Origin of the sequence: Streptomyces sp. SAI-135, from assembly GCF_029893805.1 — a bacterium.
In the GTDB taxonomy this organism is placed as follows: domain Bacteria; phylum Actinomycetota; class Actinomycetes; order Streptomycetales; family Streptomycetaceae; genus Streptomyces.
The window spans coordinates 448623-461435 of the sequence record NZ_JARXYP010000001.1 but is presented as its reverse complement, the minus strand read 5'-3'; the positions used below and the strand labels follow the sequence as shown (position 1 = coordinate 461435).

The 12813-nt window shown below is 69.6% G+C and carries 7 protein-coding genes and 1 pseudogene; 6 read left to right on the top strand and 2 right to left on the bottom strand.

The window, feature by feature from the left end; genetic code table 11:
- The first annotated feature begins 36 nt into the window (after nt 1–36).
- From M2163_RS02195 to M2163_RS02180, 4 genes are all read left to right on the top strand, one after another.
- Nucleotides 37–1593 (top strand): sugar ABC transporter ATP-binding protein, encoded by a 1557-nt coding sequence (locus M2163_RS02195; protein WP_280892969.1) that lies wholly within the window; start codon nt 37–39, stop codon nt 1591–1593.
- Nucleotides 1586–2548 (top strand): ABC transporter permease, encoded by a 963-nt coding sequence (locus M2163_RS02190; protein WP_280892968.1) that lies wholly within the window; start codon nt 1586–1588, stop codon nt 2546–2548. The genes M2163_RS02195 and M2163_RS02190 overlap by 8 nt, the downstream gene beginning before the upstream one ends.
- Entirely contained in the window at nt 2545–3579 is a 1035-nt protein-coding gene (locus tag M2163_RS02185) for an ABC transporter permease (protein ID WP_280892967.1), read from the top strand. The genes M2163_RS02190 and M2163_RS02185 overlap by 4 nt, the downstream gene beginning before the upstream one ends.
- 125 nt (nt 3580–3704) lie before the next feature.
- Nucleotides 3705–6065, top strand: a complete 2361-nt coding sequence (locus tag M2163_RS02180) for an AbfB domain-containing protein (protein WP_280892966.1) — start codon at nt 3705–3707, stop codon at nt 6063–6065.
- Between the two features lie 328 nt (nt 6066–6393).
- On the opposite strand, the gene M2163_RS02175 is transcribed toward M2163_RS02180, so the two are convergent.
- Nucleotides 6394–9669 carry a LamG-like jellyroll fold domain-containing protein gene (locus M2163_RS02175; RefSeq protein WP_280892965.1) on the bottom strand — a complete coding sequence of 1092 codons (3276 nt, stop codon included), beginning with the start codon at nt 9667–9669 and terminating at the stop codon, nt 6394–6396.
- A gap of 226 nt (nt 9670–9895) precedes the next feature.
- Here M2163_RS02175 and M2163_RS02170 point away from each other — a divergent pair.
- Nucleotides 9896–10027 (top strand): annotated as a pseudogene (locus tag M2163_RS02170) (hydrolase); the annotation flags it as partial.
- A gap of 61 nt (nt 10028–10088) precedes the next feature.
- Here M2163_RS02170 and M2163_RS02165 read toward each other — a convergent pair.
- Nucleotides 10089–11171: a LacI family DNA-binding transcriptional regulator gene (locus M2163_RS02165; protein ID WP_280892964.1), complete on the bottom strand. Its 1083-nt coding sequence runs from the start codon at nt 11169–11171 to the stop codon at nt 10089–10091.
- A gap of 259 nt (nt 11172–11430) precedes the next feature.
- On the opposite strand from M2163_RS02165, the gene M2163_RS02160 reads away from it, so the two are divergent.
- The gene (locus tag M2163_RS02160; protein ID WP_280854785.1) at nt 11431–12792 is read left to right on the top strand and encodes an extracellular solute-binding protein; all 1362 of its coding nucleotides are present in this window, start codon (nt 11431–11433) and stop codon (nt 12790–12792) included.
- Nucleotides 12793–12813: the final 21 nt, after the last annotated feature.

The following is a 12813-nucleotide window of genomic DNA, read 5'->3' as shown; positions in this document are numbered from 1 at the left end:
ACCACGTTCCGCACCCTTCTCTCCCTGGAGGCACAGGTGGCACCCCCCGCCGAAGTCCTCACCGTCCGCGGACTGAGCAAGAGCTTTCCCGGCGTCCGGGCACTGGACGATGTGGACCTCACCCTGCACGCCGGCGAGGTCCACGCGCTGATCGGCGAGAACGGCGCCGGCAAGTCGACCCTCATCAAGCTCCTCACCGGCGTGTACCGCCCCGACGCCGGCGAGATCACCTTTCAGGGCCAGGCGGTCTCTTTCGGCACACCACTGGAGGCGCAGAAGGCGGGCATCTCGACCATCTACCAAGAGGTCAACCTGATCCCGTTGCTCAGCGTGGCCCGCAACCTCTTCCTGGGCCGCGAACCACGCAACCGCTTCGGCGTGCTGGACCTCGCCCGGATGAACCGGGAGGCCGAGGACACCCTGCGCGGCTACGGCGTCCAGGTGGACGTGCGCCGCCCGTTGCGCACCCTGGGCGTCGGTGCCCAGCAGATGGTGGCTCTGGCCCGCGCCGTTGCCACCGAAGCGCGCGTCGTCATCATGGACGAGCCGACCTCCTCGCTCGAACCACGCGAGGTCGAGACCCTGTTCTCGGTGATCCGTCGCCTGCGCGACGCAGGGATCGCCGTCGTCTACGTCAGTCACCGCCTCGACGAGCTGTACGCCGTGTGCAGCACGGTCACCGTGCTGCGCGACGGCCGGCGCGTCCACCACGGCAGTCTGGCCGACCTCGACCGCCTCGCCCTGGTGTCCAGGATGCTCGGCCGGGACCTGGGCGAGGTCCGCGAGGAGGGCCTGACCAAATTCACCGGCGATCACCAGAGCGCCGGCTCCGAACCTGTGCTGGACGCCTCGGATTTGACCGTGCCGCACAGGCTGCACGGGGTGTCCCTGAGCATCCGGCCCGGCGAGGTCGTCGGGCTGGGCGGGCTGCTCGGCTCCGGACGCACCGAGACGGCCAAGGCCATCTCCGGGGCGCTGCCGGTCCGTTCGGGCCGCGTCACGGTCGCCGGTGTGCCGTTGCGCGGTGGGTCCGCGCCGGCCGCCATCCGTGCGGGCATCAGCCTGCTGCCGGAGGACCGCAAGAGCGAGGGCATCGTCCCCGGGCTCTCGGTCCGGGAGAACATTGCGCTCGCCGTCCTGCCTCGCTTGTCCCGCTTCGGTCTCGTCTCCGAGGCCCGCGTCGACAGCGTCGTCGACACGTTCATGAAGCGGCTGCGCATCAAGGCGTCCTCACCGCACCAGAAGGTGGGCGAACTGTCGGGCGGCAACCAGCAGAAGGTGCTGCTCGCCCGCTGGCTCGCCATGAACCCCAAAGTGCTGCTGCTCGACGAGCCCACCCGCGGCATCGACGTCGGCGCCAAGGCGGAGGTGCAAAAACTCGTGGACGAACTGGCCGCCGACGGTTTGGGCGTCCTGCTCATCTCCTCCGACCTGGAGGAACTGATCGAAGGGTCCGACCGCGTGGTCGTGCTGAAGGACGGCGCCGTCGTCGGCGAACTCACCGGAGACGACGTCACCGAGGAGAGGCTCATGCGCACCATCGCCGGGGACACCCCGGCGGAACCCGTCAAGGAGGTGACGAGCGATGGCTGAGGCCACCTTGCGCACCGCCCCGCTGGACAAGACCCGTGTGCTCCAGTGGCTCCAGACGTACGGCGTCTACGCCGGCGTCGCCGTCCTGCTCCTCGTCAACATCGTCATCACCCCGCACTTCCTCTCCGCGGAGAACTTCCGCACCCAGGCGGTGCAGGTCGCGCCCGTCATCATCGTCGCTCTCGGCATGGCCCTGGTCATCGGCACCGAAGGCGTCGACCTGTCCGTCGGCGCCGTCATGGCGCTGGCGGCGTCCGTCACGGCGCTCTACCTCGGCTACGGGCTGCTGCCCGCGCTGCTCGTGGTCGCGCTGTTCGCCGCCGCCGTCGGACTGGCCAACGGCGCGCTCGTCGCGCTGGTCGGCGTGCAGCCCATCGTGGCCACCCTGGCACTCATGGTCGGCGGCCGCGGCATCGCCCTGGTGCTGCTGCCCCAGCTGGAGGACCTGCGCAACCCCGCCCTGGCGTCCCTGGGCTCAGGCGACATCCTCGGCATCCCCTACCTCATCCTGATCGCCACGGTCCTGGCCCTGCTGGTGGCCTTCGTCGTGCGCCGCACCACCTTCGGCCGCCAGCTCCTCGCCATCGGCGACAGCCGGCCCGCGGCCCAGCTCGCCGGTCTGCCGGTGCGCCGCGTACTGATCATCGTGTACATCGTGTGCGCGCTGCTCGCGTCCGTGGCCGGTGTGCTGGCCACCGCCCGTCTCCAGGCCAGCGACCCGACCTCGCTCGGCAACCTGATGGAGCTCTCGGCGATCACGGCAGTCGTCGTCGGCGGCACACCGCTGACCGGTGGCCGGGTCAACATCGCCGGCACCGTGGCGGGAGCCGTCCTCATCCAGCTGCTCACCGCCACCCTCATCAAGCACGATCTGCCGCCCTCCTGGACCCAGATCGCGCAGGCCATAGTGATCGTCGCCGCGGTGTACGCGGCACGGGGACGGGGGAAGCGATGACCGTCACGAAAGCGGACGCACCCGTGACCAGTGCGAGCAACGACCCGGCGGGAACGGGCGAGCCGGTCGGCTCGGCCCGGTCCGAACGGCTGAGCGCCGTCGTCCAGCAGCACGGCGCGCTGGCCGTGCTGGTGATCGTCTCCCTGGTGGCGTCGCTCTCCTTCGACTCCTTCGCCACCGGCGACAACGTCAGCAACATGGCGACCAGTTCGGCCTTCCTGGCGATCGTCGCCCTCGGCATGACCTTCGTCATCATCACCGGCGGCATCGACCTGTCGGTCGGTTCGCTGTTCGCCCTGGGCGGGGTGCTCGCGGCCTGGGGCTCACGGCACGGCACCCTCGTCGCCCTGTTGCTTCCCTTGGCCGTGTGCGGCCTGATCGGAGTCGTCAACGGCCTGCTCGTGGCCCGATCCCGTCTCGCGCCCTTCATCGTCACGCTCGCCGCCATGCTGGGCGCGCGTGGCCTGCTGCTGGCCATCACCGACGAGGGCGCGGACACGTTCCTCATCGGCAAGGGCTCCCTCCTCGCCGAGTTGGGCCAGGGCACGACACTCGGCCTGGGCAATCCGGTGTGGATCACCCTGGCCCTGTTCGTGGCGGGCGCCGTCGTGTTGCGCCGCACCCGCTTCGGGCAGCACGTGTACGCGGTCGGCGGGAACGAGGACGCGGCGGCCCTGATGGGAGCCCCGGTCGCCCGCACAAAGATCCTCGTCTACACCCTGTCGGGCCTGCTCGCCGGCCTGGCCGGTGCACTCAACGCCGCCTGGCTCGCCTCCGGCGTGACGATCCTCGGCAACGGCATGGAACTGGAAGCCATCTCCGCCGTGGTCATCGGCGGGACCCTGCTGACCGGTGGTCTCGGCTATGTCAGCGGTTCCCTGGTCGGCGTCCTGCTGCTGAAGGTCATCCAGAACGTCATCAACCAGATCGGCTCCCTCGACTCCTCCTACCAGCAGGTCGTCAGCGGTGCCTTCCTCGCCGTCGTCGTCATCGCCCAGACCTGGCTCGGCCGCAGACGGCAACTCTTGTGACGGGCCAGTCCCGGCGGCCGAGCCCTCACGGCCCGGCCACCGGGACCGGTCAGGGCGGCCGGACTCCCCTCCGGCCGCCACCCTGCACGCGCACGTCTCCCCACCCCACGATCCAAGGAGGCACGATGCGTCAAGCACCCGCGGACAGACGGCCGTTGGCCCGGCTGAAACGAGGAGCGCGGTGGGTCACCACCGCGCTCCTCGCTCTCGCCCTGGCCGGCGGCACGGCCCTGACGGCCACCGGCCCCGCGACCGCAGCGCCCCAGGCGTGGACGCCCAAGCCGTCCCCCATGACCACCCCGTGGACGAACCAGGTCCCCACCGACACACCGCTGCCGGAGTACCCGCGCCCCCAGCTGACCCGCCCGGACTGGGCCAATCTCAACGGCATCTGGGACTTCGCCGTCACCTCGGCCGACGCCGGACAGCCGGCCGCCTTCACCGAGCAGATCCGCGTCCCGTTCGTCGCGGAATCCGCGCTCTCCGGCATCCGGCGCAAGATCACCCAGAACGACAAGCTGTGGTACAAACGCACGTTCACCGTCGCGCCCGACTGGAATGGCCGCCGCGTCCAGCTCAACTTCGGCGCCAGTGACTGGCGCACCACCGTCTGGGTCAACGGCCGTCAGGCGGGCGCCACCCACAGCGGCGGATTCGACGCCTTCTCCTACGACGTCACCGAGCTCCTCAACGGCGGCACCAACACGATCGTCGTCTCCGTCTGGGACCCCACCGAGACGGGTGGCCAGGCCGTGGGCAAACAACGGATCCGCGACGTGGCCACGCACCCCGGCGGCGGCATCTTCTACACCGCCGCGTCGGGCATATGGCAGACCGTATGGCTCGAACCGACCGCCCCCGCGCACATCGCGCGCCTGGACATGGTGCCGGACCTGGCGAACAGCCGCCTCAAGGTCACCGTCCGGGGCGCCGGTACGAGTGGTCACCAGGCCCGCGTCACCGTCTCCACGGGCGGTACCACCATCGGCACCGCCACCGGCCCGGTCGGCACCGAGTTCACCGTGCCCGTCCCGAACCCGCACCTGTGGACGCCGGAGGACCCCTTCCTCTACGACGTCAAGGCCGACCTGCTCTCGGGTGGCACGACGGTCGACTCGGCCGGCAGCTACACCGGCATGCGTTCCATCGGCATCGCCCGGGTCGACGGTCTCCTGCGGCCGGTCCTCAACGGCCGGTTCGTCTTCCAGACCGGCACCCTGGACCAGGGCTACTGGCCGGACGGCATCTACACGGCGCCCACTGACGCCGCGCTCCGTCACGACCTGCAAAAGCACAAGGACCTCGGCTTCAACATGGTCCGCAAGCACATCAAGGTCGAGCCGCAGCGCTGGTTCTACTGGGCCGACCGGCTCGGCCTGCTGGTCTGGCAGGACATGCCGTCCATGGAGCACACCCCGGACGCCGCCGCCCGCACCCAGTGGGAGGCGGAGTACGACCGCATCATCGACCAGCACCGCAGCACCCCGTCACTGGTCATGTGGGTCAACCAGAACGAGGGCTGGGGCCAGTACGACCAGGCCCGCATCGCCGACAAGGTCAAGGCCTACGATCCCTCACGCCTGGTCGACAACATGAGCGGCGTCAACTGCTGCGGCGCCGTCGACGGCGGCAACGGCGACGTCGTCGACCATCACGTCTACGTCGGCCCCGGCACCACTGTGCCCACTTCCACCCGCGCCGCCGTCCTCGGCGAGTTCGGCGGACTCGGCTTCAGGGTCACCGGCCACGAGTGGTACCCCGGCGGCGGCTTCAGCTACGAGGACCAGCCCGACCTGGCCCACCTGGACAACCGGTTCGTGGGCCTCATCGACGCGATCCGCGAAGTGCGCATGCCCCGCGGCCTGTCAGCCTCGGTCTACACCGAGATCACGGACGTCGAGAACGAGGTCAACGGCCTGCTCACCTACGACCGTCAGGTCGTCAAGGTCGACGAGGCCCGGGTGAGAGCCGCCAATCAGGCCCTGATCAATGCCTCCCGCGGGTCGACGGCCCCTCCCACCCTGCCCGTCAACGAGTACCGGTCGCTGCGGGTGACGACCCCGGGCTACACGGACCGGTTCGTGCGCCACAAGGACGGAGCGGTCTTCACTGAGATCGTGAACAGCGCCAGCGACGCCCTGCTGAAGAACGACGCCACCTGGAAGATCGTCCCCGGACTCGCCAACAGCTCCTGCTACAGCTTCGAGTCGCGCAACTACCCCGGGCAGTATCTGCGCCACCGCGACTTCCGCGTCTACAAGGAGGCCGGATCGGGTGACCTGTACCGGGCCGACGCCACCTTCTGTCCCGTCCGGGGCGCCAACGGCGGCGTACGGCTGTCCGCGTACAACTTCCCGGAGCAGTACCTGCGCCACTACAACGCCGAACTATGGCTCGCCACCCCGGGCGGCACGCACGCCTGGGACAACCCGGCCCTGTTCGCGGAGGACACCACCTGGGCCGTCGACGCCCCGTGGGCACCGTGACCGGGACGCGGTGACCTTGTCCTGACGGGGGCGGCGGCCGGTCGCGGGACCCGCCACCGCTCCTGCCCGCCTGTCGACGGTGGGCCGGTGAGCGGGATACGGCATCGTTCCTTCCCGCCCTCCGGGGCGGGGAGGGTGGCCGTCGTCCGCTTGCGGTCGTCACCACGGCGGTGTGATCGGCCGGGCGGTACTCGCTCCAGCCGGCCACCCGGCACCCCCCTGCCGAATGCCTCCGTCCAGGAGTTCATGGGTTCGGCGTGACACCGGCGCGCACGAGCAGGGCCCCGGCGGGAGGGACATCCCGCCGGGGCCCGAGCCGTCTTGACCGCTACGGCTTCTCGTCCGCGTAGAGCGCGCTCACCTCCTCGGCGGTGAGCGCCTTGTCGTAGGCGTGGACCTCGTCGACCGCGCCGTTCCAGAAGTCGGTGTCGTTGCCGCCCCACTGGGCGCGGCCGACGGCCAGGGAACCGGTGCTGGGGTAGGCCGGGCCGCCGGTGGCACTCGCCGCCGGCTTTCCGTCGACGTACAGCTTGATCGTGTTGTCGGCGCTGTCACGCACGCCGACCAGGTGGTACCAGCGGCCCCTCTCGGGGGTGGTGACCAGCCGGGCTCGGGCTTCACCCGGAGTGCTGAAGGCGAACGCGCCCTGTCCGTACTGGAGGTAGAAGGGGCTGGCCTGGCGCCGGGTGTCCTGGCTGACCGCGGTGGCGTAGTTGCCGGGCAGCTCGTCCAGCCGCACCCACGCGGAGACGGTGTAGCTGCCGGTGGTGTCGATCACCGGACCGTCGGTCTCGGCGTACTGGCCCTGCCCGTTGAACTTCAGCGCACTGCCCCTGACGCCGGGCGTCCAGGTGGTGCCGTCGCTGAGGGTCAGGGCCTTGGCGTTCGGGCCGTCGTCCTTCGCGGTGGTCCCGGTGCCCTCGTCGAGGGCCCAGTGCCCACCGCCCTTGAGCGGAAGCCGCTCGCCCGCGGCGGCGCCGGCCGCGATGACCTCGCGGTTGATCTCACGGACCCGGACCGGGTCGACCTTGATCTGGCGACGGTCGTAGGTGTAGAGACCGTTGAGCTCGTTCTCCAGGTCGGAGATCTGGGTGTACACCGAGCCGGACAGCTCGGCGGCGGCCTGGTCGAGGTAGAACTTGGCGGTGTTCTCAACGTACTTGCGGGTCAGCGCGTCCTTGTCGTCGACACCGCTGTAGATCGCCGCCGGGGCGCCCGGCCACATGTGTCCGGGGACGCGCAGGGTGAAGCCGCCGTGCTCACCGTCGATCGCCGCCCGCTTGTCGTCGGGGAACGGCGGGTCCACGTTGTTGTAGTCGTGGTGGTCGATGATGTCGCCCTTGCCTGAATCACCCTTGGAATCGCAGCAGTTGACTCCGCTGTGGGCGTTGACGACGCGAGACGGGTCGGCTTCCTTCAGCGCCTCGGCGATCTTGCCGGTCTCGGTGCGGTCCCACTCGCCCCAGCCCTCGTTGAAGACGGTCCAGCCCACCACGGCCGGCGAGTCGTGATGTTCACGCGCCATCTCCCGGCCCTGGTCGACGAAGTCGCGCCGGGCGGTGTCGGTGGTCAAGGCGCCGGAAACGAAGTCCTGCCAGACCAACAGGCCCAGCCGGTCCGCGTGGTAGAACCAGCGCGCGGGCTCCACCTTGATGTGCTTGCGCACGGCGTTGAAGCCGAGCTCCTTGTGCGCCTTGAGATCGAACGCGAGGGCCTCGTCGCTCGGCGCGGTGTACAGGCCGTCGGGCCAGAAGCCCTGGTCGAGGGTGGCGAGGGAGAAGATGGGTTTGCCGTTGAGCACCAGCTTCTGGAAGCCGCCGACCTTGGCTATGCCGACGGAGCGCATACCGAAGTAGCTGCCGACCTTGTCGGTCGACCCGCCGTCGGTCAACTTGACGTCCAGGTCGTAGAGGTAAGGGTCGTCCGGGCTCCACAGGTGCTGGTTTGCCACCCGCAGCCGCAGCTGCTCGTTGGCCGGCCCGCTCACCTTGCCCACGACCTTGCCGCGCTTGTCGCGCGCGACCGCCTCGACGCGAGCCCCGGCGGACGCCTTGTCGGACTTCACCGTCACGGCGAGGCTGCTCGTGCCGATGTCCGGAGTGGTGACGACGTCATCGATGGCGGCGTTGGTGACCGGCTCCATCCAGACGGTCTGCCAGATCCCGGACGACTGGGTGTAGACGATGCCGCTCGGGTTGGGGGACTGCTTGCCCCTCGGCTGGTTCTCGCCCCCGGTGTCGGTGACCGCGACCACGACCTCCTGAGGGCCGGCGCCCTTGAGGGCGTCGGTGATGTCGGCGCTGAAGGCGTCGTAGCCGCCGGTGTGCTCGGCGACCTTGATGCCGTTGACGAAGACCTGCGCCTGGTAGTCCACGGCGCCGAAGTTCAGCTTGAGCCGGTTGCCCTTGCCGTCCTTGCGGACCTTCCAGTCCTTGGGGACGTTCACCAGCTTGCGGTAGAACATGTGGTCCTCGTGCCGCTCCACCCCGGAGAGAAGTGACTCCACCGGGAACGGTACGACGATCTTCTCGTCGAGGTTCTTGCCGAACACCGGCTGCTCGCCCGCCTTGGCGCCACTGAACTGCCAAGGGCCGTTGAGGTTCTTCCACTGGGAGCGCACCTGCTGCGGACGCGGGTACTCCGGCAGAGGGTTGTTCTTGTCGAGCTTGTCGCCCCACACGGTGGTGAGCCGGTGGGTGGAGGCGTTCTCGGCGTAGCGGACGATCTTCGGTACGGTCTCGCCGCCGGACGTCAGGCCGCCGGCGCCGTCGTAGGTGACCCGCACCCCCTGGTTCTTCTGGACCGGCTCGGCGAGTGTGACGAGCAGAGAGTTGGGATCCCCGGGAGCCACGGCCACCGACTCCAGGGGCATGGCCGTGGTGTCGGCCTCGACCTTCAAGTGGTCCTTGACCGCCGCGATGCCACCGACCGCGTCCTCGAACCGGGCCCGCAGGTGGCGTCCGTCGGCCGTCAGGCTCAGCTCTACCGGGTAGACCTCGAAGCCTTCGGGCGGGGTGAACGCCGACATCGGCACGAGTTGTTTGGCCAGACCCGGGCCGGACCAGCGCAGGTACATGTTGGACCCGCCGAAGTCCTGGAACAGCTCCAGACGGAAGTCGTGCCTCTCACCGGCGTTCAGCCGGATCGCGGCGCTGGTCTGCTCCCGGTCCCAGTCCGGCTCCCAGTGGTCGATGACCGGCTCACCGTCGATGAAGAGGCGGAAGCCGTTGTCGCCGATGGCGTAGAAGGTGTAGTCGCCGGTTGCCGGTGCTTCGATCTGTCCCGTCCAACGGGCGGTCGTGTGCTCCGTCTTGCCGGTCAAATCCTGGAAGGTGCTGGTCAGACCGGAGAAGTTGATCTGCGGTTCGAGCAGCGTGCCACCGAGTTCGGCGAAGTCCCGTGCGCCGGGGGCCGACATGCTGAAGTACTCGCCCTTCAGGCCGTGTACCTCGACATCGGCTGCTTCGGTGGAGTGCACAGAGGCGCTGCCGGTCGGCTCTGCTGCCGACGCGGTGGCGGCCAGACCGCTCGGGGGCACAACAAGAGCGGCTGCGGCCAGCAGCGCCCACCATCTGGCTCGGGGGCGGAGGCGTTGTCTTGTCATCGAACCTTTCCTTGCACGCGCAGGGGCCGGCTGGCAGGACCAGGCCACAAGAGCGACGGGAGACCGGTGAGGACGCGAAGTAGGGGCGGCTCTTCCAACGTTGGAAACCATGTGCCAGCCGAAATGACAGCACGCCCCCCGACCGCTGTCCAGACCTCGCGCACCACTCGCTTACCGGTGGAACACCGGGGCCGTGGGCGTGCTGCTGTCCGGTGTCATGGCCGCCGTGCAGGTAGGCGGCCGTCATTTCCTTTACTTCACGGCGGGGCGCGGACCGGCCCACCGGATGTACGGCATCAGCGCGGCCCCCCCCCCGCACGGCGGGTGCACGGCCGAGACCCGACTGGCCCTGCCCGACGGCAACTGGGTCATCCTGATCCGGGCCCGCGCACAACGAGCCACAGAGACCGTGCCGGGGCTCAGGCAGTCGTCGGCCGGCACGCCGCCGACCGTGCTGCGCCGGCACCTTCCGTGCTCTCCCGCAGTACCAGTCGGTGCGCCACCACGAGGTCCTGGGGTGACCGCGGGCCGGGTGCGGAGGCGTCCGGCGAGGTGGGTCCCGCGACCTCGTCCATCCTGCGTTGCAGCAGTTCGACGGCGACCCGGGCGATCGCGGCCTTGTCGGGGGCGACAGTGCTCAGCGTGGGGACGCTGAAGCGTCCGGCCTCGACGTCGTCGAAGCCGATCACGGCGACCTCTTCGGGGACCCGGATGCCGTGCTCGTACAGGGCGCGCAGCGCCCCCAGCGCCAATTGGTCGTTGAGGCACAGCAGCGCGTCAGGGCGGCCGCCCTGACCGAGCACCCGGTTGACCGCCTCGGCGCCGTCGGGCATCCCGAAGGACCGGACGGGCAGCAGGGCGCCCGGGTCGTATGCGACGCCGGCTTCCCGAAGCGCGGCGAGGTAGCCCCGGGTACGGGCCTCGGCCGTGCCCAGGCCGGCCTCGTCGCGGCCGCCGATGACCAGGATGGAGCGGCGGCCGAGGCTGAGCAGGTGCTCGGTCGCCTCCCGTGCCGCCTTCTCGTTGTCGATGGCGACGTGATCGGCGCCTTCCTCCAGCAGTTCGCCGATCAGCACGGTGGGCGGGGCGCCCGCACGGTCGCGCAGGTCGTCCGGGGTGAGGGCGAGCGGGCTGAGGATGACTCCGTCGACGAAGCTGGAACCGAAACCGGTCAGCGCGGCGAGTTCGTGGTCGCGGTCGGCGCCGGTGTCGTGGATCAGCACTGTCAGGGAGCGCTGCTCCGCCTCGCGGATGACGTGTCGGGCGAGTTCGGCGAAGTACGGCACGTCCAGTTCGGGGACGACGAGGGCGATGATGCCGGTGCGGCCCTGGCGCAGATGGCGACCGGCCAGATTGACCTTGTAGCCGAGTTGCTCGATGGCATCGCGCACGGCGCGTCTGGTCCGCTCGGAGACATGCGCGTAGTCGTTGATGACGTTGGAGACCGTCTTCTCCGACACGCCCGCGAGCCGTGCGACGTCCTTGATCCTTGGCCGTGTCACCGGAACCTCCCTGCCTCTCGGCGCTGCTGAGTTTATGTCCCGGCAGGTCGAGCACCGGGGGCGCGTGTGCCCCATCCGATCGGCCTTCGATATCCGGCCGTGTCGCCTGGCCCTTTACAGCCAATGTACATCGATGTAAAAACAAGCGATCGCATCGGCTCGACCGATGCGCCCTCGCCTGAGCCGGGCGGTGGATCACTCTTCCGTGAGTGCGCCTCCGTCGGTTCGGCATGCGTGTCCGGCCGTCGGAAGGTCCGCGATGTACACCCGCTTCCCCGCCTCATCACCAGCACCCGCACCCGGTGCGGCATCTGCTCTCACCCGTCGTCGGCTGCTGCGCCACGGCACGGCCGCCGCAGGTGCGCTGCTCGCGGCCGGTCCGCTGTCCGGCTGCGCCTCACCGGCCGCCGCCGACCCCTCCGCACTGAGCGTCTGGGACCTGTTCCAGGGCGGCGACGGCACGCTCATGAACGACATGATCAAGGCCGTCTCCAAGGGCCCGCAGGGCTTCGATGTGAAGCGCACGATCCTCGACTGGGGACCGTCGTACTACACCAAGCTGGCCATGTCGGCCGCCGGCGGCCGAGCCTCCGACGTGGCGATCATGCACCTGTCCCGGCTGGCCGGATATGCGCCCGCCGGCCTCGTGGATCCCATCGACCTGGACGTGCTCGCCGGATTCGGGGTCTCCGAGAAGGACTTCACACGAGCCGTGTGGGCGCGGACGCAGCACGACAAGACGGTCTACGCCGTTCCGCTCGACGTCCATCCCTTCATCGTGTTCTACGACAAGGAGGCCGCCGACAAGGCGGGCCTCCTGGACTCCTCGGGTGAGCTTGCCCCGATGGGTTCCCCGGAGGCTCTGATCGACGCCGGCAAGGCGCTCGCCAAGGCGACCGGTCAGAAGGGCATCCTGTTCGGCCACGTCACCGACCCATCGCAGAGCTGGCGGCTGTTCGCCGCGCTCTACGCGCAGACCGGCGCCTCCTTCACCCTGCCGGACGGCGGCCCGCCGCAGATCGACATCGACGCCGCAGTCCGCGTGGTCACCTTCATGCAGCAGCTGTTCGACGGCCGCACCAACCCCAACAACCTGGACTACTACGGCGCCGTAGCCAACTTCATCGGCGGCCGCGCCGGCATGGTCATGCTCGGGGAGTGGGAACTGCCGGCGCTGAAGAAGTCCGGCATCCCGCTCGGCGCCGCGCCGTTCCCGCAGGTCTTCGACCAGCCGGCCGTCTACACCGACAGCCACAGCTTCGTCCTGCCGCATCAGGACAACCCGGACCCGGCGAGGCGCCGCGAGGCCCACCGGTACATCGCGGAGATCATCAAGCAGAGTCTCACCTGGGCGAGCGCCGGTCATATCCCCGCCTACCAGCCCGTCATCGCGGAGCCGGCGTACGCCGCCCTCGACCCGCAGTCCTCCTACGCCAAAGCGGCAGAGGTGGCGGTCCTCGACCCGCCGAACTGGTTCGCCGGGGCCGGTTCCAACTTCCAGAGCCGGATGTGCCAGCCGCTCCAGTCGGCGCTGCTGCGCAACACGTCCGCCGAGAAGGCGGTGCGCCAGATGGTCCGTGAGGCGAACACGCTGCTCCGGCAGCCCAACCCGGTGGCCTGACGAGCAGAAGGAGTGAGCCAC

Coding starts and splice junctions, on each gene's coding strand:
- M2163_RS02180 (WP_280892966.1), top strand. CDS start 3,705: ATGCGTCAAGCACCCGCGGACAGACGGCCGTTGGCCCGGCTGAAACGA.
- M2163_RS02190 (WP_280892968.1), top strand. CDS start 1,586: ATGGCTGAGGCCACCTTGCGCACCGCCCCGCTGGACAAGACCCGTGTG.
- M2163_RS02160 (WP_280854785.1), top strand. CDS start 11,431: ATGTACACCCGCTTCCCCGCCTCATCACCAGCACCCGCACCCGGTGCG.
- M2163_RS02185 (WP_280892967.1), top strand. CDS start 2,545: ATGACCGTCACGAAAGCGGACGCACCCGTGACCAGTGCGAGCAACGAC.
- M2163_RS02175 (WP_280892965.1), bottom strand. CDS start 9,669: ATGACAAGACAACGCCTCCGCCCCCGAGCCAGATGGTGGGCGCTGCTG.